We start from the raw sequence: 25866 nt of genomic DNA, 5'->3' as shown, positions 1-25866 counted from the left end.
CCCCGGAGGCAGGGGACAAGGTCGCCGCCCATGTGCCCGACTCTGCGATGTCGTCGGCTATCGCTGCTTTTGCAGACTTCCCGTTTTATTGGAACAATTGTGATTAAAAGCAACCAGCAGTGTCATCGTAAGGGGCAAACCAGGTCGATCTGGTTAGATGCGCCATTGGTTGCTTCGACCTTGCGTCTAATTATCGAGGTCTTCCGTCGTGGCGTCGTGATCTCAACAGTGCCTATGCTGGGCGCTATTCATTTTAGCTTCCTTGATCCTCAGGGGTCGGTGGCGGCTACCCAGCGCACCCACTTTGTTGAGATGGTGGTACTGCTCGCAGTCTTTGTTGCATTGCCGATCTTCATACTTATTCCCTGGCTCGCCTGGCGTTATCGATATGGCGCGACGTCTTCGCGCTATTCCCCTAAGTGGGGATACTCAAATTTGCTGGAGATAGCCGCGTGGAGCGGTCCGGCGGTTATCGCGGTCTTTCTGGCGACGCTCGTCTGGCGTAGTACACATGCGCTCGACCCGTACCGACCTATCGTCTCCGATAAGTCGCCCCTTCGTGTTCTCGTGATCGGATACGACTGGAAGTGGCTCTTCATATATCCCGATCAAGGCGTGGCGAGCATCGGTGTCCTGGCGCTACCTGTCGGAAGGCCGGTGGCGATGCAACTCACGTCAGCAACAGTGATGCAGTCGTTGCTGATCCCCGCACTCGGCGGCCAGATCTACGCGATGGGCGGTATGGTGACCCAGTTGCATTTGCAGGCTGACCGGCCCGGGCGCTTTATGGGAGAAAACACCATGTATAACGGCGACGGTTTCCATCAGCAACGCTTTATCGCTGTCGCGATGGCATCTGACGCATTCAATGACTGGGTCACGCTCAGCCGAACCGATGGCATGCCGCTCGATAGCAATACTCTGAAAACGATTTCAGCGCGCACGACTCATGCACAACTGATGAAAGCGCTTGGACGAAACCCCGGCGACGTGAGCGTCTCTTTTAACCATGCGACCCAAGACATCTTCTCAAGCGTCGTTTTAACAACCATGTCAGGGTCCAAACCTCCGGCTGCGAAAGGCATGCCCGTCGCAAACACAGTGCCTTCCATGGAGCATAAGCCATGAGCCCGCTCGATCTCTTCGCGCATCCGCTGGGACGGTTGAGCCTCGACGCGCTGCCGTTCTGGGAAATGGTGCAGGACCCAACCCGTACTAACGTGATCAACGGCCTGATCGGAACAGGCGCGGCCTCCTTGGTAGGCATCGGCGCAATCATGAGTATCGTTTTTATCACACGTTATCGGAAGTGGGGCGTGCTCTGGAACGAATGGCTGACGAGCCCCGATCACAAAAAGATCGGCATTATGTATGTGGTGCTCGCCTTCGTTATGCTCTCCCGTGCGCTGATCGAAGCGTTGCTGATGCGCACCCAACAGGCGTTCGGGCTGGGGGGAGGGTTCCTGTCACCGGACCATTTCGCGCAGCTGTTCAGTACGCACGGCACCATCATGATCTTCTTCATGGCGATGCCATTCCTTACTGGCATGATCAACTACGTTATGCCGCTGCAGATCGGCGCGCGCGACGTCGCGTTCCCTTTGCTCAATTCGGTTAGTCTCGGCCTGACCGCGGCCGGCGCGACGCTCGTAATGATCTCGCTGTGTCTCGGCACTTTTTCAACAGGCGGATGGTTCGGCTATCCGCCTTATACCGAGGCCACGTTCAGTCCCGGCGTGGGTCCCGACTACTGGATCTGGTCGCTCTCGCTCGCGTCGCTGGGCTCGACCTTCAGCGGAATCAACTTCGCAGTGACGATCTACAAAGCACGCGCGCCTGGCATGAACTTCATGCGCATGCCGCTGTTCTCGTGGACGGCGCTGTGCACCAGCATCCTGATGATCTTTGCGATGCCGCCACTGACAGTGGCAACAGCACAGCTTGCGCTCGACCGGTATTTCGGCTTCCACTTCTTCACTAATGAGCTGGGCGGCAATATGATGCACTTCGCCAACCTGTTCTGGCTCTTCGGGCATCCCGAGGTTTACATCCTGATCCTGCCTGCGTTCGGCGTTTATTCCGAAGTCATCTCCACTTTCTCCAGCAAGATGCTGTTTGGCTACCGAACTCTCGTGATGGCAACGATGGCTATCGCGATCCTGTCGTTCACGGTCTGGCTGCACCATTTCTTCACTATGGGGCAAAGCGCGAACATCAACGCGGCGTTCGGTATTGCCTCAATGCTGATCGGCATTCCAACAGGCGTGAAAATCTACGATTGGATGGCGACGATGTTCCGTGGTCGCATCCGCTTCACTGTGCCGATGATCTATTCGATCGGCTTTATGCTGCTCTTCGTATTGGGCGGCATGAGTGGCATCCTGCTCGCGGACCCTGGCATTGACTATCAGGTACACAACAGCGTCTTCCTCGTGGCGCACTTTCATAACGTGGCCGTGCCAGGCCTGTTGTTCGGCATGATAGCCGCGTACCACTACTGGTTTCCCAAGGCATTTGGCTTTCGTCTCGTTGAAGGTTTGGGAAGGGCATCGGCCTTTTGCTGGATTATCGGCTTCATGTTGGCGTTCTTTCCGCTGTATGCGTTGGGGCTGATGGGCATGCCGCGTCGTACCGTCGCCTATTCGGATGCCCGCTACGTGCCGCTCGAAGGAGTCGCGCTGGTTGGTGCGGCGCTCGTCGTCGTTGCGCTCGGCCTGCTGATCGCGCAATTGTGGGTATCGATCCGGCAGCGCGAGGCGAACCACGTGTTCGCCGGCGACCCGTGGGATGGACGAAGTCTCGAATGGTCGGTGTCTGCTCCGCCGCCTGAATATAATTTTGCAGCAATTCCGGTCGTCACCGACCGCGATGCGTTCACGCTCGCTAAAGAGGGCGGCACCGCCTTCCGCCGACTCGACGCTTACGAGGACATTGTCGTGCCGAAGAACAGTGCGATGGGTCCGGTCGTTGGGATCGTTGGATTCGTGCTGGCCTTTGGCCTGGTTTGGCAGATCGGCTGGATAACCCTTCTCGCATTCACAGTCGCTATTGCGGCGATGATCGTGCGCGGTTTTGCTCGCGACACTTCTCGCATTATTTGCGCAGCGGAGGTGCAGGCGGAGCACCATCGCTGGCTCGATGCCGTCGCGGCGGCTATGCCGGTGACCCGCGCCGACGAACGCGCACCGCTTAACGACGGCCTTGCTGGTCGCGAACCAGATCGGATTACGCTATGAGCCGTCCCGGGGCAAAGTATCCAGGGCTGAATCTGACGAGCGCCCACGGTGTCGACGACGCCGAGGCCGAGAACCTAATGTTCGGTTTCTGGGTGTTCCTGATGAGCGACGCCATCTTGTTCGGCATGGTGTTCGCCTCTTATGCAACATCGCTGAATTCGACTGCAGGTGGTCCTGGCCCGCATCAACTCTTCGACATCAACAGTGCTTTTATCGAAACTGTGTTGCTCCTTGCGAGTAGCACAACGTTCGGTATGGCTTCGCTCGCACTCAAGTACAAGCGCGGTACGCTGCGATTGATCGCGTGGCTCACCGCGACCGTGTTGCTTGGAGTTGTGTTTCTAGGCTTCGAGCTGCACGATTTCAGCGCGATGCTAGCCAAAGGCGGCGGTCCGGGCCGAAGCGGTTACCTGTCCGCTTTCTTTGGACTCGTCCCCCTACACGGGCTGCACGTGCTCGGTGGATGCATTTGGTTGCTTTGCCTGGTGGGCCAGATTGCGCGTTACGGCGTCGATACAGCCGTGAAGATAGGCATCATGCGGCTGGCGCTCTTTTGGCATTTCCTCGACATTGTCTGGGTCGCCATCTTTTCAGTGGTTTATCTTGGGGGGCTGACATGAACGAACCGATCCACCCCGACGCGGCGCAGGACGAACGTCGGGAATTACATAGCTACCGCAACGGCGCTGGTTTCGCCTTGGTATTAACGCTTGTACCCTTCGCCCTTGTGCACTGGCACGCAATCTCGCGCCCCAATTTACTGATCGCGATCAGTGCTTTCGCACTGGTTCAGATATGCGTGCACTTTCGCTTTTTCCTCCACATTAGTTTTTCACATCAGCGCGAAGACCTTCAACTCATCCTTTTTTCGGCATTGCTGCTGGGAATCATGGTGGCCGGAACAGTATGGATCATGGCAAGCCTCGCGCAGCGCATGAGCATGACCTAGCGGCACTCACCATTAACGCTTGATGTCAACACGTCACGGTATATATTTTTAGGATTTTCTTATTTTTCCATCAGGAGAAACGACTCGGATCGTCTTGACGTCAAAAACAGATACTCATTTGTCCCAGCGCCTGCAACATCCATTTAAACTATTTTACATAAATATGATCAACTTATAGGAAGCCTAATCAAATACAAATCTGCGGTTTTTTTTGGGGCAATGCATGTAACGTATAAGGTCTCGCATTCCGAAGCAATCTGAAACAGATCAGCAAAGCGCGATTAATCCATCTCCATCACAGGAGGCGGCCGTTGAGCTGAGAACGGACTTTCACCCAGCGCACGTCTATGGGACTCGATCGGTCTGCACGCGTCGCTGCCGGCGAGCATCGCCGCAACGAGGAATTGCAAAGCAAGAACCGGAGTGGATCGAGCAGAACAGGTCGCATCATGGAAGCTCGACTCACGGGGCACAAATTCATGAAATCGCCCTAACGTTGTCGCCGGACCGAGTTTTGCCAGTGACACTTTTATTTCGCGTCCGCAAACCCTTTTGCGACGAGGCCAGGGGCTGAACCTGGTCGCGGTACGGTGCGAGTTGACGATATTATTGGCGCAATGGTGACAATGTTAACTTGGTCTGCGCTATCGCATCTGTGAGTACCGCGATATTGGATTGAAACTTCAACTCGCGATTTCAGGGACTTCCGAGAACATGTCCATTAACGGCTTTTCCGTACATCGAACTCGGTGAGTCGTGGTTTTTCGCGCGCGTCGCCTCCACAGACCCTGCGAAGAGCGGATCCAGTGGTCGCTCGTGACTGTCCATAAACGTTGCTACGTCCCACGCCCGCTGGTCGGTCAGCGTGTCACCCAGTGCGAACGGCGTGTTCGCCTGATAAAAACCCGCTGCGTTCTGGATCTCATGCATGCCCGCTCCCCAGTTGAAAGAGTGTTCACCCCATAGCGGCGGAAACACGGTCTTTCCATTGGTCGACTGACCCTGGCCGTCGGCGCCGTGGCACAACGCGCAATGCTGCGCATAGACCTGCGTACCTCTCGTGAAGTCTGCCTTCTGCGGGGGCGCCGCAAGCTTCGGATAACCGCGTCCAGCGACCTTTCTCCCAGCGGCGCACCTTTTAGCGAGCCAGTACGCGTACGTCTCAAATGCAACGAGCGCAGGATCCCCCAACGGCAGCGCTTTGCCGTTCATGCTGTACCAGAAGCGGCCCTGCATGCGTTCGGCAAGCCCACAGAGGAGTCGAGTTCGCTTTCCGTCCGGCATCAAGATGACAACTGCCGCAGTTAAGCGAGTTGCCCACATATTTGCCGGCGAATTCCTGGGTGTGCGTGAAAATCTCTTCCCCCAGTTTTACCGATTTGCCAGAATCATTGGTCGGCATCGTTTCTTCAGAGGGCGGGACGAACATTTTTCCGGCGCCCGCCGTCGTCGATTTCGCTGGCGGCGCTGTGCCTGCATCGCTATGGTGGTTCTCGGGACCCGTGCGGACCTGCACAACTCGGACCTGGCAATTTGCAGTGATTATGTCGTCGGGGAAGTAGAGGAGGTGCATTTCTCGCTGCAATATGGAAGGTCGTACGAACCGATACCTTCCCCGCGCGACGCGCGCAAGCGTCTTTCGGACACGACGGTGGTGTGGCCGGCGTGGTCGGCACGCAGCAACGCTCGCGGAAAAGTACAGAGATGCCCTACAACGATCTCTTATCACCCTCCGGGCGCTTGAATTTGAGCCGACGGGCGGGATCGTCGCCGCATTGACGACCTCTCTGCCCTAAGCCGCCGGCGGTGATCGCAATTGGGACTATCGATATTGCTGGCTTCGGGATGCCACGCTTACATTGCGTGCATTGATGCGCGGCGGCAACTTCGACGAGGCTGCCCGGTGGCGTGACTGGTTGGTGAGGGCGATCGCGGGGTCTCCGGGGCAATTGCAAATAATGTACGGCGTTGCTGGTGAGCACCGTCTGCCTGAATGGGAATGCGATAGGCTTGTCGGTTATGAAGGAGCGGTTCCCGTACGCATCGGCAACGCGGCCGCTGATCAGCTTCAGCTGGACGTATTTGGCGAAATCATGAATGCGTTGCACGAGGCCCGGGTAGCTGGGTTGCCCGACGACGCCGCCGCTTGGAACGTTCAGATGACACTGATCGGGCACCTTGAAGCGATCTGGCGGAGCCGCGATGAGGGGATCTGGGAGACGCGCGGCGGCAGGCGGAATTTCACGTATTCAAAGGTGATGTGCTGGGTCGCGGTCGACCGCGCAATCCAGTCGGCAGAGCAGTTTGATCTGACGGGTCCGCTTGACCCTTGGCGCGGACTGCGCGGTGAAATTCATGCAGGAGTCTATGCCAGGGGTTTCAGTAAGCAGCGCAACACGTTCGTTCAGGAGCATGAGGGCACAGCACTCGACGCAAGCCTTTTACTGATGGCAATAGTGGGTTTTCTGCCGCCAGAGGACGATCGTATAAGGGGCACGGTAGCAGCGATCGAACAGGAACTGGTCACAACTGGCTTCGTAAGCCGCTACAGGATCGAAACAATGCACGACAATTTGAAGTCTGGCGAAGGAAGTTTTCTCGCATGCAGTTTCTGGCTTGTCGAAAATATTAGCCTCCAGGGGCGTCGTGACGAAGCCGACGCCATGTTCGAAAAGCTGCTGGCCATCCGGAACGACCTGGGGCTGATAATGTGACCGGTGACCGGCGGCGATCGCACGGATCGCTTACGACTTTTTGGAAGAGTTTGCGGTAGGACCGTCGCGAGATGGTCTTCAGTCTGTAACTATGGATACGACAGCGGCACACAGCGCGGTGGACAGTGCCCAGACATCTCCGATAGTGCAGATGGATTTGGGCGACAGGCACTGTTACGTCCCCGTGAAATCCGGATTCGCTCCGAATGAATTGGTGGGCTCGAATCATGCTGCAGCAGCATCATCGGCCGACCCATTTTTTGCTTATGTCCGCTTAATTCAGACCAGGGATTATCTATGTCGCTTATCATTGCCGCGAGATTCGACACATTCGAAAAGGCGGAAGACGCGTCCGTCAGGCTGCAGGCCACGGGTGTGACGAAAGAAGAATTGTCGATTGTCTATGTAACAGAACATGGGCAGCATGCGCGAACCCCGATCGGCGGAGATTCGATGACCGACGAAGGGTCAGCGGAGGCTCCGAAAGGCGCGGGAAAAGGCGTCGTGATCGGCGTGCTGGTTGGCGCAGGCGCCGGAGTGGCTATACGCTTCGGGCTCAACGCACCATGGATCATTATCGCGGTTGCGGCTGCAGTCGGCGGTTATCTGGGCTCGTTGTCCGGCGCTATGTCCCATACACGGACCGCGCGTCAAAATTCGAAGACATCGTTAGCGAATTTTGAGAATGCTCGCCAGTCAGGTGTGCTGATCGCGATACATACTCAACAGACAAACATGGATACCGTCATTGAAACTCTCGAAGAGTGCGACGCGATGGACATTGAGCGCGCTTCAGGGCTATGGCAACGGGGCGCATGGGCAGACTTTGACCCGACCAAAGCACGGGAGCCGGTCGCCAGATCCGCATGACGGGCACTTGAGCGAACATCACGTTCATACGTCAGGCGCCGCCGGGTCAGGCGTGGAACATGAAAAATTGATGTAATCCGACACGGGTTGATGAAAGTTAGTTTCTCTGGACACTCGGACTATCGCGTGGCCCTGGTCAAACGGATGTTCCGGTGAAGTCCGCGCGCGTGCAGCGCGCGGTCCGGGGAGTGTTTTACCTACTTTCCTTCGCAGTTGGCATCAGATCGAACCTATTGCGATGCTCACCCGCCTTTAAAGACAGCGTAACCAACTTGGAGACCGGGAACTGCACGAGCGGACCCGTCGGTTGGTGCGCAAATACCGGCGCCGAAGTCGACGCCAGAATAACTGCCGCTTCCTCGATATTTCATTTCGCCACGGTCGTCCCCGAAGCCGCGGCGCTACTGGCGCTCTTCGCGGGAACGGCACTCTGGCCAGGTAACGCCTTCACGTCGACCCAGTCATACCGGACGCTGTCCTGCACCTTCTTCATAACCTGATCCGCCTCGTAGTATTTGTCCGCAGCGAGCAGGCCGGCAGCCTTGTCGATATCCGCCACGGTCTGCTTAATCGGCACGACCGCCATCGTGTACGCAACATTGACATCCGCCAGACTGAGCACCTTGACTGCGGCGTCTGGTTTTCCTTTCTTCAACTGCTCGTTTGCAGATGCAACTGCTTTGCTCTGTGCCGGCTTTGCGGAAAAGTCATCGGTTACGGTCACGTCGGCCCCTACTGGCAGCCACGAAACCGGCGTCGTATTTTTTGCCGCGCCGGGTTGCGCGTTCATTGAAGGCGGCGGTTTCAGGTCGGACTCGCGTAGAACGCATTAAAGGTGTCAACGTTGCGACTATAAAGTTGTCAACTCGGGGCTTCGTGCGCCCCAATAGCGTGGCGATCCATACTCAGTATGGGGTTGCCGGGCGCGAAATAAATTCGTCAATTCGCTCTTAAAATTAGGCCCTCGACCGACGCCCGTCGACGGGAGCCAAGAAAGATTGTGGCCAACGTATGCCGACCGCATCGGGCAACTCTCGGCCAGAAGCGGGCGTTGGCGCTTTCATTGGGCAGACGATCGGACGCCCGCTTTGGAACAAACTACAGCCCTTCGGCGCGACGCATGGCGCCGCTGCCAAGTCGGAGTAAGCGCTCTTTACACAACGGTAGGTATTCTAAAGCTCGTCCAGATTGGGATCGCGCGCCCCCTACTTTTTTGCCGGCGCCGATCTCAGGCGCTGTGACAGTAGTGCCCAGATGCGTGAATGGACGCTGTTGCACCGGCTCACGAAGTGCCCGCCCTTTTTGCGCGTGCCTCGCTACCTTGTGCTGCGATCGGATAGCCGGTGTAACCAGTGGCTGCGCCGCCGAAGAAGCAGCTCAAATCGGGCGTAGCGAGCGGCGAGCCGTAACGCAGACGAGCAGGTACATCAGGGTTAGCGACGAACGGCCGACCAAAGCCGATCAGATCGCCCAGCCATTATGCAGAGCGGCCTCTGCTTGTTCCAGAGTGTATTTGCCCGCATAGATCAGTGTGCCGCCGAAGATGAGCCGTAGCGCCTCCTTGAACGCTGCGGGCATGTCGGGGGCATCGTCCCAATTGGCTTAGGCAATATGAAGATAAGCCACGCCGATGTCGTCGTTAGACGGGGCAATCCATGAGGTGCGAAACGAGCTAGGTTGTCGTGTTATGCCAGCGGCACACGTTCACGACGCGATCGCTATTCTGGCTCAAGGAACGGCCCCCAGCATCACAAACTTGGTCGCAGCCCAGCCATTCGATGCTAACGATCAGACATCTGTCCACGGATGGAGGTTGGAAAAATTTGTAGCCGATGAGGTACTTCGATGCCGTCAGGGCCGGTCATTCGACGGCTTACAAGACGAAAATCTCAATGCACTTTTATATCAACGAAGTGCGCCGATAAGTGCTGCAGTAACCATCACTATCGACGTCGGAGCGGATGGCTGAGTAGGTTCCTAGAAAAGTAGCCGGGCGATTATCCAGTTGAATAACGGACATTCGCTCGCGTGACGCGTCCGGCCGGTCAGGGTCGATTTCAGCAGTTCGAGAAAACATCGGGCTAGTCGGCCACTGCGTGTCTGCTAACTTCCGTTGTCGGGCCACAAGCCGCCGTTCGAGATCGCCATTCAATTTGAATAGCCAAGGCCTAGTCCGCCCCCGCTCAATGGCCGGTTTCCGGCGATCAATTTGAAGAGCGAATTGGCGCCACCCACTGTCGCCGTTCGACCCACTTTCGCAACCGTCCGCTGCGAAAACATAACCCGACGTTCACAAGCCCCTGCCATGGATCGCCGTCTTTCGTGCAATCAACTTCGATCCTGTCCAGCCCGACAATCACAGGCTTCGACGAAGATCCTGACCATTGCCGACGAAAGCGTCAACTACTGGAATTTGCACAATATCCAGCCTATCAATTGCTTGGGTGACAGTCTGCGGATTTCGGTGATCGCGGTATTACCATATTCTCTCAGCGGCGGTGGTCCATAAATTCGGATCTCGCTTTGATTGGCAAATTAATCGATCGCAACCAATAGCTTCCTCTGATCACGCGAGCGCAAACATTCGCGGAATCCGCTGCAGCTCTCAGGCAGCATGCATGCCCCTGTCAATGCGCGAGCCATCGGTGATCTCGTCGATGCGCTCCGATTCGGCGGGGTCAGGACGACCATCAAAACGGCAATGGGCAGGGTAATAACGGCGGCTTTGGCTGTTGGACATTCCGAAAACACGAGCCGGGCAGGCAGATGACAGCCGTAGCGGAACAGTAAGTGGTGTAAGTGGCTCTATTGCGGGAAGGTGCCACGGCTCAGCTCGCGCCGAATATAGCACCGACCGCGGATGCAATCCCCATCGACAGAGCGCTCCAGAAAGTGACCCGCAATACACCAGGCCCCATTTTCGCCCCGCCGACGCGAGCGGCAAGTCCGCCAAGGATCGCCAGGGAAAACAGCGCCGTCACCGCGATGCTCGGGGCCACCCATCGCTGCGGGGCGAGCGCCGTAACGATGAGCGGCAAAGCAGCCCCCACCGAAAAGCTGCTGGCTGACGCTAGCGCGGCCTGCAACGGATTTGCCCGGGTCGTTTCCGAAATACCCAATTCGTCCCGGGCATGCGCGCCCAGTGCGTCGTGAGCCATGAGAGCCTGCGCGACCTGTTTCGCAAGCGCCATATCGAGGCCCCGCCGTACGTAGATCGCAGCCAGCTCCCGATGCTCGCGCGCGCCATCCGCATCGAGCTCCGCCTGCTCTTCGGCGAGCGCCGCAGTTTCGGTATCCGCCTGCGACGAGACCGATACGTATTCGCCTGTCGCCATCGACATCGCGCCGGCAACCAACCCAGCCACGCCGGTCAACACCAGATGGCCATGCTCGGCGTGCGCGGACGCGACGCCAATTATCAGACTTGCCGTCGAAATGATACCGTCGTTTGCGCCAAGCACCGCAGCGCGTAGCCAGCCAATCGCCTTGATTCGATGCGGTTCCCCGTGAGCTTCTGGCATTGGCAGACCCTATCGCTCCCGACCCTGATCGCGCGACGGCCCCGCCTGAGGCAGCATCCGCTGCAACACGTGGTCTTTCAGAACAAAGCGGTGGAACAGCGCCGCGGCGACATGCAGACCGATCAATGCGAAGAGCACCCATGCGAGGATGCCGTGCACGTCACCCATCTCGTGGCCGAAAGCCGAGCCCGGTTCGCTGAGTGCAGGATAGGGCACCACGCCCAGCAGGCGGACCGTCCAGCCACGTGAGGACGCGTTGATCCATCCGAGCAGCGGCACTATCACGAGGGCGGCGTAGAGGAGAACATGCGTAATACGCGAGACGTTGCCAAGCAGAGGCGGCAACTCGTCCGGCGTTGGCTGATGCGTCAGTCGCCAGATCACCCGGATTACCATCACCGCGACGAGTGTCGCGCCCACCCCAAGATGCCATGCGATGAGATTTACCGGCTGGGTGTCTTTGTGGACATCCGGCATCGTCCAGCCGATCACAAATTGAAGTGCGACCAGCAGGACGGTTAACCAGTGCAGCATGCGTGCGACTGTGTCATAGGCCGGCTGGCGCATTTCGTAGAACCTGGTCATTCCTGCTCCTCGGGATGTCATGATTTCGATGAGTTGACGAGGCGCGCAGCCTGCGGGTTTCGAACTGACCGCCCAAAAAGCACTGCACAAATCCGCTCGACGATAGCGACCTTACCTTAAGGGCGCCTGACGCCCGGAAGGGCGGTCCGGATGCTCGTCCCGCTACTATTCCCGCCCATCCGCCAACGTGGGGCAACTCATCCACGGAACTGGAAGGGCGAGGTTTTCTACCTGAATGACAGGAATGGTTTGGGCGTTAGCAGGCAACGCCACGGGCCGGTTTCTTGCTGTCGGTCCGTTGCATCTTCAATTAACGCTCTTCCTTCGGGACCCACATGCGCCTCCTGAACCGTCTGGCCATTTCAATGGTTTTGCCACTGGCCTCCTGCGCGATTGGACCATCAAGTTCGACCGACACGGGCTTCGGCGCATCACCCGCCATCCCGGCACCGGAATCGTCACTGGTTCCAATGGTTAACATCGCGCCCGTCCAGGCGCGCCCCGACACTTTCACGCCCACCGTGTTGATTTTCATGGAGTCTTAACCCACCGTTTTCATCTAGATTTGACCCACCTCGAGACAGCGTAGTACATCTATTCCGGTGTGGATAACTCTTCGTTTCCGGTCGGTTTTGCTGCTCTTTTTCTTGTTGCCTTTGCCTTTGCCTGTGCAGAGCTGGTCCTGAAACGCCACGATTCATTGCCGGTCTCGACGATGTGGCAGTGATGCGTAACCCGGTCCAGCAGCGCTGTCGTCATCTTTGCATCCCCGAAATCGGTCGCCCATTCGCCGAAGCTGAGATTGGTCGTGATCGCGACACTCGTGTGCTCGTATAGTTTGGATAGCAGATGGAACAGCAATGCGCCGCCGGTCTGGCTGAACGGCAGATAGCCGAGTTCATCGAGAATGAGCAGATCGACGTACATCAGCTTGTGTGCGATCTGGCCTTGTTTGCCCGTCGATTTCTCCTGCTCCAGGGCGTTGGTCAGCTCGACAGTTGAGAAGTAACGCACACGCTTTCCGTGGCGCTGTACGGCCTCGATTCCGATTGCCGAGGCAAGGTGCGTCTTGCCGGTGCCCGGGCCGCCGATGAACACGACGTTGTATGCGCTCGCGAGAAACGACAGTTCGCTGAGTTCCCGAACCAGCGCTTCATCAACTTGTGCCTGTGCGAAGTCGAAGCCTTTCAGGTCGCGGTGAGCCGGGAAGCGTGCAGCGGTCATCTGGTAGGCGATCGAGCGTACCTGCCGTTCGGCGGTCTCCGCCATCAACAGCTGCTTCATGAAGCGCTCCGGCTCGAAGTCAGTGTGACGCGCCTGTGCCAGTAGCTCCGGCCAGGTGCTCGCCATGCCGTGCAGTTTGAGACCCTTGAGCTGGGCAATGATGTCGTTAGACATGACGATCCTCCGGTGGGTTGGTGCGTAGCGTCTCGTAGCGATTCACGTCAGCCGCCGGTTCTTCCTTGAGCTGGAGTTTCGTGGTGGCGAGACTGGCACTCGTGACGGGCGCCTTCAGCCGGCTCAGCACGTTCAGGACATGCTCGCCACTTGGACGCCCTGAATCCAGCGCAGCCTGCACAGCGAGCAGCACAGCATCGAGTCCGTGTTCCCGCACCGCGGCGAGCACCTGCGTCATGATGCGATCGCCGCCCGGGTGTTTGAGCAGGTGCCGCTGCAATAGCTGGAGCGGTTGCGGCATCGTGATGAAGGGCGCACCGTTGCGCAGTGCGCCGGGTTTGCGCTCGACCAGCGTGATGTAGTGTCGCCAGTCGTAAAAGGTCATGTGCCGCTCGAAGCTGCGTTCGTGGCGGGCGATCTCGTGCGCGTCGGCGACGACGCTGAGATACGCCGGATAGCAGCGCACGCTCACCAGCTGGTTCGTGTACTCGGTGGGCACGCTGTAGCGGTTGCGCTGGACGTGGATCAGGCTGGTCGACGAGACTCGCAGGGTCTGCTCGACGTAGCCGTCGAATGGCCGTGGATTGGGCATCAGCCGGGTGCGCTCGTCCTGCAACACGTCCTCGACTGTCAGCTCTGGCCATTGCGGGTGTCGCATGTGCCAGGCTTCGCGACACTGGCCGGCAACCCATTCGTTCAGGATCTCCAGCGTCTCCCAGCGCCGTAGCGCTGCTTCGTGCCAGATCTGCCGTCGGCGGTCCTGAACGTTCTTCTCGACGATGCCTTTCTCCCAGCCTGCCGCCCGGTTACAGAACTCCGGCTCGAACAGGTAGTGGCTGCACATCGCTTCGAAGCGCGCGTTGACCGCACGCTCCTTGCCGCGACCGACCTTGTCCACGGCGGCCTTCATGTTGTCGTAGATGCCGCGCCTGGGCACTCCGCCAAATGCGGCGAATGCACGAGCGTGCGCGTCGAACAGCATCTCGTGACTCTGGGTGGGATAGGCGACGAGCCAGAACGCGCGGCTGGCGTTGAGCTTGACGTGGGCAACCTCCAGGCGCCGCCGCAGGCCGCCAATGAAGGCGTATTCGCAACTCCAGTCGAACTGGAAGGCTTCGCCGGGCTCGAAGGCGAGCGGCACGTAGGCCTTTCTGCGCGGCGCATCGGCCTGTTCCTTATGCCAGCGCCTCACGAACGCGCTGACGCGGCCGTAGCTGCCCGCGTAACCCTCGCCGCGGATCGCCTCGAACATGAATCGCGCGGTGCGCCGGTCGCGCTTCGGGCGATGACTGTCCGCCCGCAGCCAGCCCGTCAGCTGTGCGGCCCACTCGTCAACAACGCTCGGACTGACGCGCTTTGGATACTTCGGCTCGACAGCATCGGTCTGCCGCAGCCAGCTGCGCACCGTGTTTCGGGGCAGGCCCGTACGCCTCGCAATCTCGCGCAGCGGGACCTTCTCGCGGAAATACATCCGCCTGATCTTGGCCAATATGCCCACCGTGATCACCTCTGTATCTCCTGCTCAAAGATTGAGCAGGACATTCAATCACGTGGGTCAAAATTCGATGAAAATTACACCCCTTAGTGGGTCAATTCTGCGTGAACATCAACAGACGATGCCCACCGATGTCTGTGTGTGGTTTTACGAATGCGAGACTTGCAAGACAGTGCTCGGACCGAAACCCGGGGATTGCTGCGTGTATTGCTCGTATGGCACCAACAGGTGCCCGCCTATGCAGCGGTCTGCCTCCTGCTGCGCCTGACCATGTTCAGGTAATTGGGTAGGCGCAACGCCGAGGCGGGTAGACTTGGCAGTCACAGTTTCCGGAAACTGCAGTAAAGAAACTGCTGGCTGGAGCCAGCCGGCGTGTGGTGGTCTTCGAGTGTGCTTGTGATTAATTCAAAACCTGGTCCGAATTCGTCGGAGAGCTGTTGAGCGTCGTATCGCCTTACGTCCAGCCCGCTGCACCGGTTTGGTCCCAGCAGTCCGAATGTGGCAATTACAACGCGGCCACCCGGCTTGAGTGCTCTCGTCAACGCATGGGTGTAGGCGTTTCGTTGCGGTCGCTCCGTCAGGAAGTGGAAGACGGCGCGGTCATGCCACACGTCGTATCGATGCTGAGGTAGGTCAACCATCGTAATATCGGATTCGACCCACGTTATCTGCTCGGCGACGGAGCCTAAACGCTGTTTCGTTGCGTTGAGAGCGACGACGGACATATCGAGCACGGTCAGGTTTCGGTATCCACGCTGAAGTAAATCATCGACCAGCGTCGATTCTCCTCCACCCACATCAATAATGGCTGCGCTCCGGTCCGACACGGCTTCGGAAATCAGCGTCAGGGAGATGTCAAGGTGCGGACGATACCAACTGACTGCATCCTGAGCTTTGGACCGGTAAACGTCTTCCCAGTGATTCTTGCTGTCCATATTCCATCCTTAAACGCCGCACTTCGTCTTGAGGACTTTTCTTCGGCGCTAATGCGAAGTACCCGGGCTTCAGCGCAGCGCGACCCAACCCAAAAGTCGCTGGCTATGGCGGCCGCTCAACGACAGAGAAAGCGCGGCTGCACCAAGGTCCACCGCACTATCATCGCCGAAGCATCGAGCGGGTGAAGTAGCACTGCCGCAGTTATTGCAGCGGCCGCGAGACTGCTTACCATCGTGACTGGACCCGGCGACAATCGAGCGACGTGGCGCAACATAATCAGCATCACGAACGATAGTGGTGTACCGACCAATACCAAGGTAGCAAAGCATCTAGCCAATTCGCCAAGCGACATGCCTTCCGGTCCAATCGTGACCCAGTTGGTCAGGCAACCATAGCCAATCATAGCTACCCACGCAAGATTTGATTGACAGGACGCGGCCGCCGCAACCGTGGCGAGAATGGTGGAGAAAGTACGGTTCGCCTAAAGGCCCATGATACCTTGCCAGCAGTTGCACCGAACCAACGCCGTCATGAGAACGGGAGCGCGAGCCTCAACACGACCTGGTTGACGACGAGCGCTTCGATACACGTCGCTAAATGCGCAGCCACGAGTATAGCGGCGCCGGTCTTCACCGCGTCCTGCCAGGTGACTGCGTCACACGACGTTACTTGCCATGCTTTGCCTGCCAGCTTTTCATGTAGGCAATCTCCTCGTTCTGCGCCTTGATGATGTTTCTTGCCAAGCGCTTCATCGCGGGGTCCTTGCCGTATTTCAGCTCGACCTCCGCCATGCTGACCGCGCCCTGATGATGCGGAATCATGTGGGCGACGAAGTCTTTGTCGGTATCGCCCGTGTAGGGAGGCGCACTCATGTTCTTCATCATCTGGTCGCCGCGCTCCTTGAAGGCTTGTGTCGCAGGGTTCAAATCACCGGCAGTTGACCCGGACATTTTCATTGCCGGCATCGACGCACTCTGCTGCGCGTGCGCCGTGAGCGACAAGCCTGAGAGGGCTACGCCCGCAAATACGAAGATGACATTGAGAAAACGTAGGTATTTCATGTTGAGGCTCCTTAAAAGTGATATCAGCTGGATGGGCCGTGATGATGGTGATGCGCTTCGTTATGTGTCGAGGGATGCCCATGAGCGCCGTGTTCTTGCTCGCCGCCCTCCATCATGCGCATCATCTTCGGGCCGCCGGTCCTGAAAAACATAACCGTTAAGACGACGAAGACTGCACCGAAGATGATGTCGAGCACGGTGGTGTAGTTGAAGGTAATCGCTGCGTCCACGACTGCGGTATGCCGCTCCGTCGGGACCCATCCGAGGGACTGGAACAATGCTTCGACCACGAGTGCCGCTGAGACCATCGCAAGATAGAAGGTCACAGCGAGGAAAACCGTCATCCTGCCGCCGTAGTACTTCCTGTAGATGTTGACGATGGGAAGAATGATGAGGTCGCCAAAGATGAAAGAGGCCACACCGCCAAAACTGATACCGCCGTTCCACAGCACTGCAGCGAGCGGCACGTTTCCAACGGAGCACGTGAAAGACGCAACCGCAATCAGGGGGCCCACAAATGCACCCCAAATCATCGCGGCCGTTGGATGGCTGACGAGAAAGAATTTCTGCCAGAAGCTGTCCGGCACCCAGGCGCCGAGCGCGCCAGCGATGAGCAATCCAATCCCGATGTCGCGCCACAGCATCGCCCAGTTCATCACGTAACTATGGCTGATAGCTATCCACCCGTCCCTGGATGAGAGACGTTGCCTCCAGGTCCCGTGCTGTTCGCCCATCGACATGGCAGCGTGACCCTCCATGCTGCCGGCGATTCCCTTGTCCGCCTGCTCGATAGCTTCGCTTTTGAGCAAGTCCTTGAGAAAGAATCGGAAGAGCAGCACCAGAACGACAATCATGATCGGGCCCCCGATGAACTCAGCGGCGGCGAACTGCCAGGAAATCAGCACCCACATCAGCACGCCCAGTTCAAGCACAAGATTCGTAGCTGCAAACTGGAACGCCATGGCGGCCGTGAAGTCACCGCCTTTTCGCACAATGGAGCGTGCCATCGCGACGGCTGCATAGGAACAGGAGGAAGATGCCGCACCGAGCAGGCTGGCGACCGTCAGCGAGCGAGGCGATGCGTCAGGTAGAAGCTTCGACATCTCTGACTTCGAGACAACGACTTCAATCACGGCAGAGAACAGGAAGCCGAGACTCAACCCCCAGAATATCTGCCACAACATTGTGAAGGCCATCCACAGCGCATGACCGAGAGCGGAGACAATCTGCATTGCGACCTCCTGCGTGGAGACTTTTATACCAGCGGTGCGCGGTTATAGAAGTAAATGCCGTGAGGGGACTTTCCGACTTTGATGGTGTTGACGAGCTTCAGCGTTTTAATATCGATGATGCCGACGTAGCGGGTGAACCGGAAAGTCACCCACAGGTATCGCTTGTCGGGCGTCAGCTCCATGTCGTCGGGGCCTGGCAGCAGACCGGTGATGGTCCCAACGTTGGTCAGATTGTTCTCGTCCAGGATGCTGATGGTGTTGCCGACTCGATTGGATACCAGAATGTGCTGGCCGTCGACGAGCGAGCGGAAGTTATGCGCGCCCTTATCCGTATGAATGGTCTTTACGATTTTGCGCGCGCGCCAGTCAATGACAGCCACATAGTCAGCGCCTGTCATTCCAATCAATAGATATTTGTCACCCGGCGTGAGCCACAGGCCGGCTGGCGCTCTGCCCACCGGCATCTTCCACAGTACCGTCTGTGTTGCCAGGTCAATCGCTGCTACTTCACCGGAGACCTGCAGCGTGACGAACACGATTTTGCTGTCAGCAGAAAAAACCATGTGACTGGGCATTGCTGCCAGAGGCACACGTTTTGCCAGCGCGAAGCTCTTTCCGTCGTAGTGGTAGATGTCTACGCGGTCGAGCCGAAGGCCGTTCGTGACGAACCATTTCCGGTCGTACGAGAAGCCGAGCTGGTACGGGTCCTCGATGTCCGGCATCCACCGCTGAATCTTGCCACTTCTCGGGTCAAGAAAGACAAGATTGTTGGCCACGGAGTTCGCGACAATCAACGACTGATTGTCCGGCGTTGCCATCAGGTGATGAGGTTCCTTTCCCACCGGGAACGTATCGACGACTTTCTGCGTCGCCTCGTCAATGAGGCTCACGCTCGCGTCGGCCGAGTTCAGCACAATGACGTTTTCAGCATGAGCGGGAAGCTGAAACGCGAACATCAACAGTAAGGCGCCAAAAGGGAACCGCATTTCAGCTATCTCCGTGGGACGATGTGGTTACGCGTTAACCGTCGGATGGAATCCCGCTTCCTCAATCACAGCGACCAGGCGCTCAGGTGGCAACACTGAATCGATTTTCACGATTTTTGTGGTGACATCGATGTCGAGCTTCGCTGCCGGGTCGACGTTGATGACGGCGCGCGTAATCGAGTTGGCGCACCCGCCGCATGACATATCCTTAACCTCAAATTCCATTTTTACCTCCAGTAGCAAATTAGCACCCTTAGCATGAACCTTCCCATGGCAGGAAGGTCAAGTTCCTGCGTGACGCACCTGCTGCTGATTCGCATCCCAACCGCCTAGACCGCGACCGAACGCGGAAAATACAAGGTGAAAGTCGTCCGTTCGCCATAGCTTGCGACGTCGACCTTCCCCCGATGCAGCTCCATGATGGATTTCACGATAGCAAGGCCGAGACCCGCATTTCGGGCTGAACCGTGCCGTGACGCGTCGACTCGATAGAAACGTTCGAAAATCCGGTTGACGTGTTCCGGTGCAATGGCATGCCCCCGGTTCGTCACTTCGACAACTGAGTACTTCGGCGAATCGAACGAGGACAGTTTGACGGAGGACCCAGCGAACGCATGGTCCAGCGCATTTGACATCAGGTTGCTCACAGCGCGCCTGAACAACGTCGCGTCTGCAGTTACCCGGGTATTGCCTTCTACAGCGATGTGCACACCCGCTTCTTCGGCCAGCCCCTGAAAATAGGACGCGAGCCGGCGCAATTCGGTTTCCGCGTCGAGCTCTGTGACCTTGATGAGCTGTTGCGCGTTGTCTGTGCGTGCGAGGAACAGCATGTTTTCAATCATTCGCTGGAGTCGCTCACACTCTTCGATATTGGAGTCAATGAGCGCTTCGTACTCTTCGGTGGTTCGGGGACGTGACAGCGTGACCTGCGAAGAACTGATAACGTTGGCGAGAGGCGTGCGCATGTCGTGTGCGAGGTCGGACGAAAACTGCGAGAGGCGGACGAACGCACGCTCGAGCCGGTCGAGCATGCGATTGACCGAGAACGCGATATCCTGAAGCTCGATTGGCCCACCCTCGATGTCGAGACGTTCGCTCAGATTGTGAGCTTCAATGCGTGAGGTCTGACGCCCGATGCTTCTAACCGGCAAAAAGCCGCGCCGGGCGACCGCATAACCCAATGCCCCGACCAGTGCCGCGCCGACGGCTACCGCAAGCCAGATATCTATCCGATAGCTTTCCAGCAACGATTGGCGGTCGGCCGCCGCGCGAACGAGCAATACCCGAACCGAATCGCCGGACGGTAACGTTTCATCGGCAAAGACACAGCGGGATGGACCAATGCCAGGTGGCTCACAGGTGTACGGTGCGTTCGGATGGTGGGCAACCGGCGTAGCCGCGAGGTCGACCGACGACCTGTCCGAATGCTGAAGCAGCACAGTGCCTTGCCGGTCGAATATGGCGAGGTAGACGCCGGGGTGAGATAGCAACACCTCGTGGAACACGGAAGGCTTATTGTGCACGGCCTGCGTTGAACCGGCATCTCGTGCGAGTTGCAGAAACTGGCTGAGTTTGCCGCTGATTTCGATGTCATCGCGTCGCTGCAACTCGGTCGACAGCGCGTTGTACAGGAATGCGCCTGTCAGCGCGAAGACCAGGATGGCGACCGTTGAGAACGCCAGGGTCAATCGTTTGAGCAGGGAATATGAGGACGTACCGGTTGTCACGCGCGGTCCTCGAGCACGTAACCCATGCCTCGAACCGTGTGCAGCAACTTTTTGTCAAACGAGTTATCAATCTTCGCGCGCACGCGCTTGACGGCAACATCGACCACATTTGTGTCGCTGTCGAAGTTCATGTCCCAGATTTGCGACGTGATGAACGTACGGGTCAGGACCTCGCCCTGCCGCTCCGCCAGCAACTGAAGCAGCGCGAACTCCTGAGCGGTAAGGTCGATGCGGGCGTCGCCTCGCCGGACCCTGCGCTTGATGAGGTCCACTTCTAGGTCGGCTATCACCAGCACGTCTCGAACCCCGCGGGGGGAGCGCCGCAGCAGCGAACGAATGCGTGCGAGAAATTCGGCGTAGGCGAAAGGTTTGGACAGGTAGTCGTCGGCGCCAAGCTCAAGACCTTTCACCTTGTCTTCGACGGTGTCTCTGGCCGTCAGGAGCAGCACCGGCGTTTGCTTCTGCGCCCTCAGGCGCCTGAGTACCTCGAAGCCGTTCAGTTCAGGGAGCATCACGTCGAGCACAACCAGGTCGAAGTTTTCATGTAACGCCAGAAAGAGGCCGTCTTTGCCGTTATCGGCGATGTCGACCGTGTAGCTGGCCTCCGTCAGTCCCTTGTGCAGGTAGGAAGCCATTTTCGGCTCGTCTTCGACTATCAGTATCCGCATGGGAGAGGTCGGCCTGGTGGTCGTCGCCAGTTATGAGCATTAAATCAGTGTACTCAGCGTAGTGCCGGGGAGGTGTATCGAAAATGACGGGAAAATGACAATTTTTTCATATTTGGCCAACCTGAAAAATTGGTCATTTTCCGGCCACTCCTTCGTCACGTACACGGCGATAAGGTTCGGGGCGTGTACTCGGCGAGCCGCTGCGCCCTTAGGGAGCGCGGGTTACGCAATGACACACTCCCGACCTTACAGTCTTCTTATTCTGCGTGCTAGACTTCGCAACCATGTCGTACTGGCGCAAACTTTTCGTCATTGTGCTGCTGATAGTGAGCCTTCCGGTTCAGTCGTTCGCAGCCATTTCCATGAAATGCGAGACATCGCATTCCGGGGGCGAAATGACGTCCGCGCAACACGCGCATGAGGCTGAGTCGATTGCCGGGCATGATATGCGCGGTATGGCGATGGTTGACGGTATTCGTCATAGTCATCAGCATGGACATCGCGCGCACACTTGCGCGACGTGCGCATCCTGTTGCTTCGGCGTTGCGTTACCCGCAGTCCCTGCAGTGGCAACGCCGGCCGGCACGGCTCACTTTGCTGTCCCACTCCCTCCCTCTGTCAGCGTCGCGTCGTTTCTGACTAGCGGCATCGAACGACCTCCCAGAGGCTTTCTCGTCTAGCCCTTTGTCGCGGCCTCAGGCTGCGATGCGCAATTTCACCCTGATGGCCGCGTGTTGGCCATCCAGGTGACTAACGACGAGAAAAATCCATGCGAATGTTTATCGCGGCGCTGCTGGGCGCGTCGGCATTGTTGCCGGCGCTTGTGCACGCCACCACCACGTTTCCTGACCCGGCCGACGCCGCCGCATCGGTTCCGGGCGTCAGTGTGCTGTCTGCCTTCGCGGACTACCACCCATACCGGGACCAGAAAGCGTCCACCTGGCAGGAGCTCAATCAGGCGGTGACGAACTCATCAGGGATGAAAGGGATGAGCCACGGCAGCATGCCGGGCGGCGGCACCGACGCCAAAAATAACGAACACAGCTCCAGACACGAGGAACCGGCGAAATGACTGCGCACTTCTTTTCGGGTAGCCGCATTCTTGCGGTCGCCAGCGCGATGGTTTTCCTCGCAGGCTGTACGACTGTCTCGAAAGACGGTGGCTTCAACACCGTTTCAACCACCGCCTCTGAGCGTCTGGGAAAAGACGCCGTACTGGTGAAGACCGACGAAGACCGGGACGCTGTCGCAAAGAGAACGCACGAACTGCTTTCCAGGCCACTGGGCATGGATGACGCAGTCCAGATTGTGCTGCTGAACAACCGGGGCCTGCAGGCCTCGTACGGAGAGCTCGGCATTTCCGAGGCCGACCTGGTTCAGGCCGGCCGGCTGCCGAACCCCGGTTTCAATTTTAGCCGCACTCACGGGGGCAGCGACCTGAGCATCAATCGCACGTTCACACTCGGATTGTTGAACGTGCTCACACTGCCGCTGGCGACGCGCATCGAGAGTCGCCGCTTCGAGCAGACCAAGCTCCTGGCGGCTGACGCGATGCTTAAGGTGGCCGCTGACGCACGACGGGCCTATGTCAACGCGGTGGCCGCCGAGCAGGCTGCGGCATATGCCGCGCAGGTGAAGGATTCGGCGGAGGCTGGTGCCGAACTGGCGTTGCGGATGCAACAGGCCGGCAACTTCAGCAAGCTCGACTACGCGCGTGAGCAGGCATTCTATGCGGACGCAGCGGCTCAACTGGCGAAAACGCGGCAGCAGTCTGTGTCCGCGCGGGAAAAGCTTACGCGGACGATGGGTCTGTGGGGTGCCGGGACACAGTACACGCTTCCCGAGCGCCTGCCTGACCTGCCCAGGAACCGTCCCGAGCTGAACGACCTTGAGAGTTTTGCGATGCAGAACCGCCTGGACATCCAGGCGGCGAAGTTGCAAACGCAGAGTGTTGCGTCCTCATTGGGTCTCAGCAAGGCGACGCGTTTCATCAACGCACTGGACGTCGGGTATCAGAACAATTTCACGACCTCCGACGGCCATGAGCAGGGCTACGAAATCAGCGTCGAGATTCCTGTCTTCAACTGGGGCGGCTCGAAGGTTGCGCGCGCCGAAGCGATTTACATGCAGTCGGTCAACCGTGTTGCCGAGACTGCGATTAACGCGCGGTCTGAAGTTCGCGAGTCGTATTCGGCCTATTTGACCGATTACGACGTCGCGAAGCACTACCGCGATGAAGTCGTGCCAATCCGGAAAACCATTTCGGACGAGCTCCTGCTTCGCTACAACGGCATGCTCGCGAGCGTCTTCGAGCTGCTGTCGGATTCGCGCGACCAGGTCGGCGCTGTGAACAGCTATATCGACGCGTTGAAGGACTATTGGCTCGCGGAGACCGACCTGCAGCAGGCAGTCGGTGGCCGCCTGCCGCCGCTCGCGATGACTTCAGCGCCATCCGCGCCCACGACGCAATCCACGATGCAACCCGCGTCGCCTACAGATTCCGAAGGTAAATGAAATGGTGTCACGTCGAAATTTTCTTGGCGGCTCGGGGGCCGCGCTGTTGGGAGCAGCATTGGTGAGCAAGGCTGGTGCTGCGTCGCTGCCTGAGGCACCCACAATGGCCAACGCCACCATGCAACCGCCGCTCGCGCCTCCCAATGGCCGTCCGTACACGCCTGTTGCCACACTGAACGGCTGGTCGCTGCCATGGCGCATGAAGAACGGCTGGAAGGAGTTTCACCTGATTGCTGAGCCTGTCGTGCGCGAAATGGCGCCGGGCATGAATGCGAATCTTTGGGGCTACAACGGACAGGCGCCAGGCCCCACTATTGAGGCAGTCGAGGGCGACAAGGTCCGCATCTTCGTGACCAACAAGCTACCGGAACACACCACCGTTCACTGGCACGGGATGCTGTTGCCATCGGGCATGGATGGTGTCGGAGGGCTTACGCAACCACATATCCCCCCAGGCAAGACATTCGTCTACGAATTCGAGCTGGAGAAGCACGGCACCTTCATGTATCACCCGCACGCGGACGAGATGGTGCAGATGGCGATGGGGATGATGGGGACGTTCATCGTTCATCCGAAAGACCCCAGCGTCATGCAGGTCGACCGTGACTTCGTGTTCATCATGTCCGCGTACGACATTGACCCGGGTAGCTTCACGCCGCGCGTCAATGAGATGACCGACTTCAACATGTGGACCTGGAATTCGCGGGTCTTCCCGGGCATCGACCCGTTGCCGGTACGTGCGGGGGACCGCGTGCGTATCAGGTTCGGCAATCTGACCATGACCAATCACCCCATCCATCTGCACGGCTATCACTTCGAGGTCGCGGGCACGGATGGTGGATGGATTCCGCCGGCCGCGCGCTGGCCTGAGGTGACCGCCGATGTCGCGGTCGGCCAGATGCGTGCCATCGAATTCACGGCAAACCGGCCCGGCGACTGGGCGTTTCACTGCCACAAGTCCCACCACACGATGAATGCGATGGGGCACTCCGTACCCAACCTGATTGGGGTGCCGCAGAAGGACCTCGCGAAACGCATCAACAAACTCGTACCGGACTACATGGCGATGGGCAGCACAGGCGGTGCGATGGGAGAGATGGAGATGCCACTGCCCGACAACACACTGCCGATGATGACCGGCACCGGGCCATTCGGCCCGCTGGAAATGGGCGGCATGTTCAGCGTGGTGAAGGTGCGCGATGGATTGGGGCGCAAGGACTATCGCGACCCGGGCTGGTTCAAACACCCCAAGGGGACGGTTGCCTACGAATACACCGGCGAATTGCCGGATAGCTGATTTTGATTTCACCGGACGCAATGCCCGGCTCGTTTTTGTCTTTTAAACACTGGAGAAAGCATGATGAAGAACGTATTTGCATCGATTGCAATTGGCTGCGCATTGGCAATTTCAGCATCGGCCTATGCGGCTGGCGAAATGGGCAACATGGACATGAGCGGTAGCGGCGCCAAACAGGCTGGCGAGGCGAAGGCCGGCATGTCGCATGGGGAAATCAGGAAGGTCGACGCGGCAGCCGGAAAGCTGACCATCAAGCACGGCCCGCTGGAAAACCTGGGCATGGACGCCATGACGATGGTGTTCAAGGTCAAGGACCCGTCAATGATTTCGCAGGTCAAGGTCGGCGACAAGATTGATTTCGTGGCCGAAGAGGTTGACGGCGCACTGACGGTAACGAAGCTGCAGAAGAAGTAAGGATTCACTGGGTGTTGTGAACAGACGGAAGCAATACCCGCTTTGACTATTCAGGACGCGCAAGAACATGAAAACATTCACTCGCAACCAACTGATGGGGCTGACTACGGCTGCCGTCATCACGTTCGTGCCCGCTGCTGCGTTCGCGCACGGCAAGCTCGAGAGTGCGTATTTCGGCGAACGTGATCACGCATTCCGACGGATCGTGATCACGGATTCCGAATGATCGTGATCACCCGTTTCGGTTGATCGTGATCGCTGAT

General features: G+C 58.2%; 24 protein-coding genes and 3 pseudogenes. 12 read left to right on the top strand and 15 right to left on the bottom strand.

The window, feature by feature from the left end:
* Positions 1–99 precede the first annotated feature (99 nt).
* From HWX91_RS31265 to HWX91_RS31250, 4 genes are read left to right on the top strand one after another with little or no spacing between them, the layout of a single operon-like run.
* Complete coding sequence (locus tag HWX91_RS31265) at positions 100–1128, top strand: cytochrome ubiquinol oxidase subunit II family protein (RefSeq protein ID WP_052660724.1); 1029 nt, start codon at positions 100–102, stop codon at positions 1126–1128.
* Positions 1125–3236, top strand: coding sequence for a cbb3-type cytochrome c oxidase subunit I (locus HWX91_RS31260; RefSeq protein WP_052660723.1), 2112 nt, complete (start codon positions 1125–1127; stop codon positions 3234–3236). The genes HWX91_RS31265 and HWX91_RS31260 overlap by 4 nt, the downstream gene beginning before the upstream one ends.
* Positions 3233–3856, top strand: coding sequence for a cytochrome c oxidase subunit 3 (locus HWX91_RS31255; protein WP_025496577.1), 624 nt, complete (start codon positions 3233–3235; stop codon positions 3854–3856). Before HWX91_RS31260 ends, HWX91_RS31255 begins: the two co-directional genes overlap by 4 nt.
* A complete protein-coding gene (locus HWX91_RS31250) occupies positions 3853–4185 on the top strand; it encodes a cytochrome o ubiquinol oxidase subunit IV (RefSeq protein ID WP_025496578.1) in 333 nt (110 codons plus the stop codon). Before HWX91_RS31255 ends, HWX91_RS31250 begins: the two co-directional genes overlap by 4 nt.
* Before the next feature lie 696 nt (positions 4186–4881).
* Here HWX91_RS31250 and HWX91_RS41395 read toward each other — a convergent pair.
* Positions 4882–5758: pseudogene (locus tag HWX91_RS41395) on the bottom strand (c-type cytochrome).
* A gap of 259 nt (positions 5759–6017) precedes the next feature.
* On the opposite strand from HWX91_RS41395, the pseudogene HWX91_RS31240 reads away from it, so the two are divergent.
* Both HWX91_RS31240 and HWX91_RS31235 read left to right on the top strand, forming a co-directional pair.
* A pseudogene (locus HWX91_RS31240) lies at positions 6018–6899 on the top strand (glycoside hydrolase family 15 protein); the annotation flags it as partial.
* A 297-nt stretch (positions 6900–7196) separates the two neighbouring features.
* Positions 7197–7769, top strand: a complete 573-nt coding sequence (locus tag HWX91_RS31235; protein WP_025496579.1) for a glycine zipper family protein — start codon at positions 7197–7199, stop codon at positions 7767–7769.
* 367 nt (positions 7770–8136) lie between these two features.
* On the opposite strand, the gene HWX91_RS31230 is transcribed toward HWX91_RS31235, so the two are convergent.
* The 7 genes and pseudogenes from HWX91_RS31230 to istA form a co-directional block, all read right to left on the bottom strand.
* Positions 8137–8559, bottom strand: coding sequence for a YfdX family protein (locus tag HWX91_RS31230; protein ID WP_025496580.1), 423 nt, complete (start codon positions 8557–8559; stop codon positions 8137–8139).
* A 492-nt stretch (positions 8560–9051) separates the two neighbouring features.
* Positions 9052–9404: pseudogene (locus HWX91_RS31225) on the bottom strand (oxidoreductase); the annotation flags it as partial.
* 1193 nt (positions 9405–10597) lie between these two features.
* Positions 10598–11290 (bottom strand): VIT1/CCC1 transporter family protein, encoded by a 693-nt coding sequence (locus HWX91_RS31220; RefSeq protein WP_025584620.1) that lies wholly within the window; start codon positions 11288–11290, stop codon positions 10598–10600.
* A gap of 9 nt (positions 11291–11299) precedes the next feature.
* Entirely contained in the window at positions 11300–11875 is a 576-nt protein-coding gene (locus HWX91_RS31215; protein WP_025496844.1) for a cytochrome b, read from the bottom strand.
* 310 nt (positions 11876–12185) lie between these two features.
* The gene (locus HWX91_RS31210; RefSeq protein ID WP_025496843.1) at positions 12186–12410 is read right to left on the bottom strand and encodes a hypothetical protein; all 225 of its coding nucleotides are present in this window, start codon (positions 12408–12410) and stop codon (positions 12186–12188) included.
* Positions 12411–12469: 59 nt separating this feature from the next.
* On the bottom strand, positions 12470–13273 hold the full coding sequence (istB, locus tag HWX91_RS31205; RefSeq protein WP_025496658.1) for an IS21-like element helper ATPase IstB: 804 nt from the start codon (positions 13271–13273) through the stop codon (positions 12470–12472).
* Positions 13266–14744, bottom strand: a complete 1479-nt coding sequence (gene istA, locus HWX91_RS31200) for an IS21 family transposase (protein WP_221306894.1) — start codon at positions 14742–14744, stop codon at positions 13266–13268. The genes istB and istA overlap by 8 nt, the downstream gene beginning before the upstream one ends.
* 94 nt (positions 14745–14838) lie before the next feature.
* Between istA and HWX91_RS40950 the strand changes: the two genes are divergently transcribed.
* Positions 14839–15036: a GDCCVxC domain-containing (seleno)protein gene (locus HWX91_RS40950; protein ID WP_081833071.1), complete on the top strand. Its 198-nt coding sequence runs from the start codon at positions 14839–14841 to the stop codon at positions 15034–15036.
* Positions 15037–15088: 52 nt separating this feature from the next.
* Here HWX91_RS40950 and HWX91_RS31195 read toward each other — a convergent pair whose 3' ends face one another.
* The 7 genes from HWX91_RS31195 to HWX91_RS31160 all read right to left on the bottom strand — a co-directional run bounded on the left by HWX91_RS31195 (position 15089) and on the right by HWX91_RS31160 (position 21378).
* Positions 15089–15703 carry a class I SAM-dependent methyltransferase gene (locus HWX91_RS31195; protein ID WP_025496656.1) on the bottom strand — a complete coding sequence of 205 codons (615 nt, stop codon included), beginning with the start codon at positions 15701–15703 and terminating at the stop codon, positions 15089–15091.
* A 666-nt stretch (positions 15704–16369) separates the two neighbouring features.
* A complete protein-coding gene (copM, locus tag HWX91_RS31185; protein WP_025496655.1) occupies positions 16370–16765 on the bottom strand; it encodes a CopM family metallochaperone in 396 nt (131 codons plus the stop codon).
* Between the two features lie 23 nt (positions 16766–16788).
* A complete protein-coding gene (locus tag HWX91_RS31180; protein ID WP_028196976.1) occupies positions 16789–17997 on the bottom strand; it encodes a permease in 1209 nt (402 codons plus the stop codon).
* 23 nt (positions 17998–18020) lie between these two features.
* Positions 18021–18983, bottom strand: coding sequence for a YVTN family beta-propeller repeat protein (locus HWX91_RS31175; protein ID WP_025496429.1), 963 nt, complete (start codon positions 18981–18983; stop codon positions 18021–18023).
* A gap of 27 nt (positions 18984–19010) precedes the next feature.
* Positions 19011–19208: a heavy-metal-associated domain-containing protein gene (locus HWX91_RS31170; protein ID WP_025496430.1), complete on the bottom strand. Its 198-nt coding sequence runs from the start codon at positions 19206–19208 to the stop codon at positions 19011–19013.
* 104 nt (positions 19209–19312) lie between these two features.
* Entirely contained in the window at positions 19313–20710 is a 1398-nt protein-coding gene (locus HWX91_RS31165) for a heavy metal sensor histidine kinase (protein WP_025496431.1), read from the bottom strand.
* The gene (locus tag HWX91_RS31160) at positions 20707–21378 is read right to left on the bottom strand and encodes a heavy metal response regulator transcription factor (RefSeq protein WP_025496432.1); all 672 of its coding nucleotides are present in this window, start codon (positions 21376–21378) and stop codon (positions 20707–20709) included. The genes HWX91_RS31165 and HWX91_RS31160 overlap by 4 nt, the downstream gene beginning before the upstream one ends.
* A gap of 769 nt (positions 21379–22147) precedes the next feature.
* On the opposite strand from HWX91_RS31160, the gene HWX91_RS31155 reads away from it, so the two are divergent.
* The 5 genes from HWX91_RS31155 to HWX91_RS40940 all read left to right on the top strand — a co-directional run bounded on the left by HWX91_RS31155 (position 22148) and on the right by HWX91_RS40940 (position 25829).
* Positions 22148–22450, top strand: coding sequence for a hypothetical protein (locus HWX91_RS31155; protein ID WP_025496434.1), 303 nt, complete (start codon positions 22148–22150; stop codon positions 22448–22450).
* The gene (locus HWX91_RS31150; protein ID WP_025496435.1) at positions 22447–23892 is read left to right on the top strand and encodes a TolC family protein; all 1446 of its coding nucleotides are present in this window, start codon (positions 22447–22449) and stop codon (positions 23890–23892) included. Before HWX91_RS31155 ends, HWX91_RS31150 begins: the two co-directional genes overlap by 4 nt.
* A 1-nt stretch (position 23893) precedes the next feature.
* Positions 23894–25189: a copper oxidase gene (locus HWX91_RS31145; protein ID WP_028196975.1), complete on the top strand. Its 1296-nt coding sequence runs from the start codon at positions 23894–23896 to the stop codon at positions 25187–25189.
* A 63-nt stretch (positions 25190–25252) separates the two neighbouring features.
* Positions 25253–25603 carry a copper-binding protein gene (locus tag HWX91_RS31140; RefSeq protein ID WP_025496437.1) on the top strand — a complete coding sequence of 117 codons (351 nt, stop codon included), beginning with the start codon at positions 25253–25255 and terminating at the stop codon, positions 25601–25603.
* A 67-nt stretch (positions 25604–25670) separates the two neighbouring features.
* A complete protein-coding gene (locus tag HWX91_RS40940) occupies positions 25671–25829 on the top strand; it encodes a hypothetical protein (RefSeq protein WP_244144167.1) in 159 nt (52 codons plus the stop codon).
* Positions 25830–25866 lie beyond the last annotated feature (37 nt).

The organism is Paraburkholderia fungorum, from assembly GCF_902833645.1.
Taxonomy (GTDB): domain Bacteria; phylum Pseudomonadota; class Gammaproteobacteria; order Burkholderiales; family Burkholderiaceae; genus Paraburkholderia; species Paraburkholderia fungorum.
This window is presented reverse-complemented; position numbering and strand designations above follow the sequence as displayed.